This window comes from Segeticoccus rhizosphaerae (assembly GCF_009192725.1).
GTDB lineage: Bacteria > Actinomycetota > Actinomycetes > Actinomycetales > Dermatophilaceae > Segeticoccus > Segeticoccus rhizosphaerae.
Window position 1 is genome coordinate 1 of record NZ_VOHR01000322.1, and the last position, 4,147, is coordinate 4,147.

Genomic DNA, 4,147 nt, shown 5'->3' on the forward strand with positions numbered 1-4,147 from the left:
GTCCTGGCCGGGGCCGCTGCGGGCGGGGGCAGCGAGAGCGACGACGGGTCCGAGACGGGCGTCGCGGTCTGGGCCGCGCGCGATCGACTCGTCCGATCGGGCCTTCATCCGGGGCCCGGTCGATGGCGCGCGTCCGCGCTGCCGCGCTGACGTCGACGTGGCCGCGGTCGCCGGGTACCTTCTGCCTGTGACCCCTGACACCTCACCCGGCACCGCACGTCCCGCCACCGCGATCGACGGCATCGCGGACGCCTTTGTGGACGCGTCGGTCGACCTCAGCCCGATCGGCGCGACCTACCTCGGCATCCCGGGGCACGACGAGGATCTGGACGACTTCTCGCCAGATGGCTACGCGCGCCACTCCGAGCTGCGTCGCGGGACCCTCGAGCAGCTGGCGGCCTCGGAGCCCGTCGACGACGTCGACCGGACCACTCTCGCCGCCATGACCGAACGGCTCGAGCTGGCGGAGGAGGAGTACGCGGCGGGGCTCGACGAGATGTCCCTGAACGTCATCGCCTCGCCCCTGCAGGACGTGCGCGGCATCTTCGACCTCATGCCGACCGACACCGACGAGCAATGGTCGGTCATCGCATCGCGCATGGCCAAGGTGCCCACGGCGCTCGACCAGTGGGTGACCTCCCTGCGCCTGGCCGCCTCGCGCGGCGACGTCAGCCCGCGACGACAGGTGCAGGCCTGCATCAAGCAGTGTCTCGAGTTCACCTCGGAGGACGGCTACTTCGCGTCCCTCGTGAAGGGGGCCAGCGGTGGCGACCGAGACCTTGGCGCGGGGGTGGCCGCCGACCTCGAGGCCGCCGTGCACGAGGCCGCTTCGGCCTACTCCACCCTCGCGGACACGTTGCGCACCGAGTTCCTCGACCAGGCGCCGGAGTCGGACGCCTGTGGGCGCGAGCGCTACCAGCTCTTCTCTCGTGCCTTCCTCGGGACGGAGGTCGACCTGGAGGAGACCTACGCCTGGGGTCAGGAGGAGCTCGCCCGCATCACCGCGGAGATGGTCACCGTGGCGGAGCGGATCCGGCCCGGCGCCACCGTCAAGGAGGCAGTCGAGCTGCTCGACGCCGACGTTCGCTACCAGCTGCACGGCACCGAGGAGTTGCAGCGGTGGATGCAGGAGAAGGCCGACGGTGCCATCGAAGCGCTCGCCGGCAGCCACTTCGACATCCCCGACCCCGTCCGGGCCATCGAGTGCCGCATCGCGCCCACCCAGACGGGCGGCATCTACTACACCGGGCCGAGCGAGGACTTCAGCCGTCCCGGGCGGATGTGGTGGTCGGTGCCCAAGGGGGTGGAGGAGTTCGGGACCTGGCGCGAGCTGACGACCGTCTACCACGAAGGCGTGCCCGGCCACCACCTGCAGGTGGGCCAGACGGTGTTCCGCAGCGAGACCCTCAACCGCTGGCGTCGGCTGATGGCGTGGACCTCCGGCCACGGCGAGGGCTGGGCCCTGTATGCCGAGCGGTTGATGTCCGAGCTGGGCTACATGGACGACCCGGGCGACCGGATGGGCCTGCTGGACGGCCAGTCCCTCCGCGCGGCCCGTGTGGTGCTGGACATCGGATTCCACTGCGGGTTCGAGGCACCGGAGTCGGTGGGCGGCGGCGCGTGGACCTACGACAAGGCGTGGGAGTTCCTCACCGCCCACGCCAACATGGCCGAGGGCTTCCTGCGGTTCGAGCTCGACCGCTACCTCGGCTGGCCGGGTCAGGCGCCCTCCTACAAGATCGGCGAGCGGCTGTGGCTGGGGCTGCGCGACGAGGTCCGTCAGCGCGAGGGCGACGCCTTCGACATCAAGGCCTTCCACCGGCGCGCGCTGGACGTGGGCGGCGTCGGGCTGGACGCGCTGCGCACGGCCGTCCTGGGTTTCGACCGAACCAGCTGACAGTCCGCATCGCTCCGCTCCACCCTCGCCGCTGTCGTCGTCGCGTCCCGAACCTCGCCCGCGGTCTGACAGGATCACCGCGTGGACGTCGCACTGCTGCTCGTGTCGCTCACCGCCACGATCCTCGTCTTCGCGGCGGTCGCCCGCCGCTTCGAGCTGCCCGCGCCGCTGCTGCTGATCGTGATCGGGATCCTGGCGTCCTTCATGCCGTTCCTGCCCACGGTGCCCCTCAGCCCCGAACTCGTCCTGGTGGGGCTGCTGCCGCCGCTGCTGTATGCCGCCGCGATGCAGAGCTCGCTCGTCGACTTCCGGAGCAACAAGTCCGCCATCGGATTCCTCTCCGTGGGCCTGGTGATCTTCACCGCCGCCGGTGTCGGGCTGGTGGCGTGGTGGCTGCTGCCGGTGCCCTTCAGCGCGGCGTTCGCACTCGGAGCGGTCGTGGCTCCGCCGGATGCCGTCGCCGCCACCAGCATCGCCCGGCGGATCGGTCTGCCCCGTCGCATCGTCACCGTGCTCGAGGGAGAGTCGCTGGTCAACGACGCGACCGCCCTGGTGCTCGTGCGGACGGCGATCGCCGCGATCGGCGGTTCCTTCAGCCTCTGGCCGGTCCTCGGACACTTCCTCCTCTCGGCGTTCGGCGGGTTGGCGGTCGGTCTGGTGACCGCCGGGATCATGGGCGTGATCCGCAAGCGGATCACGCACACTGCCACTGACACCGCGTTGTCCTTCGTCACCCCGTTCGTGGCCTACCTGCCTGCTGAGCACATCCACGCGTCCGGCGTCCTCGCCGTCGTGGTCGCGGGGCTGGTGCTGGCCCACCAGGCCACTCGCATCCAGAGCGCCTCGGCGCGGCTCGCGGCAGGGATCAACTGGACCACCGTCCAGTTTCTGCTGGAGAACGCCGTCTTCTTGCTCATCGGACTCCAGATGCGCACGATCCTCACCGATGTCGGCAGCTCACCCGTGCCGTGGAGCACCATCGCCGTGGCCAGCGCGGGCGTCCTTGCGGCCACCATCCTGCTGCGGCCGATCTGGGTCTTCCCGCTGCGTGGCCTCGTGCTGCACGAGCACTCCGAGCAGGGGGAGCGCACGCCGTGGACCCACTCCGCCATCGTCGCGTGGGCGGGGATGCGGGGCGTGGTCACCCTGGCCGCCGCCTTCATCCTGCCGAGCGAGACCGAGCACCGCGAGGTCCTCGTGCTGATCGCGATGGTCGTCACCGCGGGAACGCTGTTGTTGCAGGGTTCGACGCTGCCCTGGCTCGCCCGACGGCTGAACGTCCACGGCCCGGACCCCCGCGAGGACGCGCTCCAGGAGGCCACCGTGCTGCAGACCGCAGTCGCCGCGGGACTGGCCGTCCTCGACGACCTGCAGGAGGGCGTCGACACCGACACGGTGCGCACGCTGCGGGAGCGTTCCCAGCGACGCACCAACGTCGTCTGGGAGCGTCTGGGCGGCGACAGCGGCGAGGAGACGCCGGGCGAGTCCTACCGCCGGCTCCGCCTCGAGATGCTGCAGGCCGAGCGGGCCTCCGTCCTGGAGATCCGCGACTCGGGCACCGCGGACCACGAGGTGCTCAGCCACGTGATGGCCGCGCTCGACCTGGAGGAGTCGATGCTGGACCGGCTCGACGCGCGCACCCGGGACCTCAACGACGCGACCCTGCGGTCGGGGCTGGACCAAGGCGGGTGCGAACACCTGCGCCACGCCGATCTGCACGTGACCCCGAAGACCCCGCACGGCTGCCCGGACTGTGAGCGCGAGGGCACCCGCACCGTGCACCTGCGGTTGTGCCTCGCCTGCGGCAACGTGGGCTGCTGCGACTCGTCGGAGGGCCAGCACGCCCGGCGCCACTACCACGACACCGGTCACCCCGTCATCCGCAGCTTCGAGCCGGGCGAGGCGTGGCGCTGGTGCTTCGTGGACCAGATCACCGGCTGACGGGCCCCACCGGACCAACTCCGCGAACCCGCGGACTCTGCACGCGCACCCGGCACCGCTGGGCGCTAATCTCGCGGGGTGCCCGCGCCGATCCCGCTCGTCCTCGCCTCTGCCTCCCCCGCGCGACGGGAGACGCTCACGGCTGCCGGCATCACGCCATACGTGCTCGTCTCCCACGTGGACGAGGACGCGGCCGTCGCGGAGGCCACCGCCGTGAACGGGAGGCTGGCCCCCGAGGACGTCGCGCTGCTGCTGGCTCGCGCGAAGTGCGAGGCGGTGGCCCACGTGCTCGCCACCGACGGGGGCCCC

Annotated in this window: 3 protein-coding genes; all 3 read left to right on the top strand. The window is 71.5% G+C overall.

Annotated features, from left to right (window positions below; all coding sequences use genetic code 11):
- Positions 1-187: 187 nt before the first annotated feature.
- Entirely contained in the window at positions 188-1,897 is a 1,710-nt protein-coding gene (locus FRW57_RS18205) for a DUF885 domain-containing protein (RefSeq protein WP_137122443.1), read from the top strand.
- Positions 1,898-1,978: 81 nt separating this feature from the next.
- Positions 1,979-3,838 (top strand): Na+/H+ antiporter, encoded by a 1,860-nt coding sequence (locus tag FRW57_RS18210; protein WP_137122444.1) that lies wholly within the window; start codon positions 1,979-1,981, stop codon positions 3,836-3,838.
- A gap of 78 nt (positions 3,839-3,916) precedes the next feature.
- On the top strand, positions 3,917-4,147 hold a 231-nt coding region (locus FRW57_RS18215), incomplete at its 3' end, for a Maf family protein (RefSeq protein WP_238999482.1).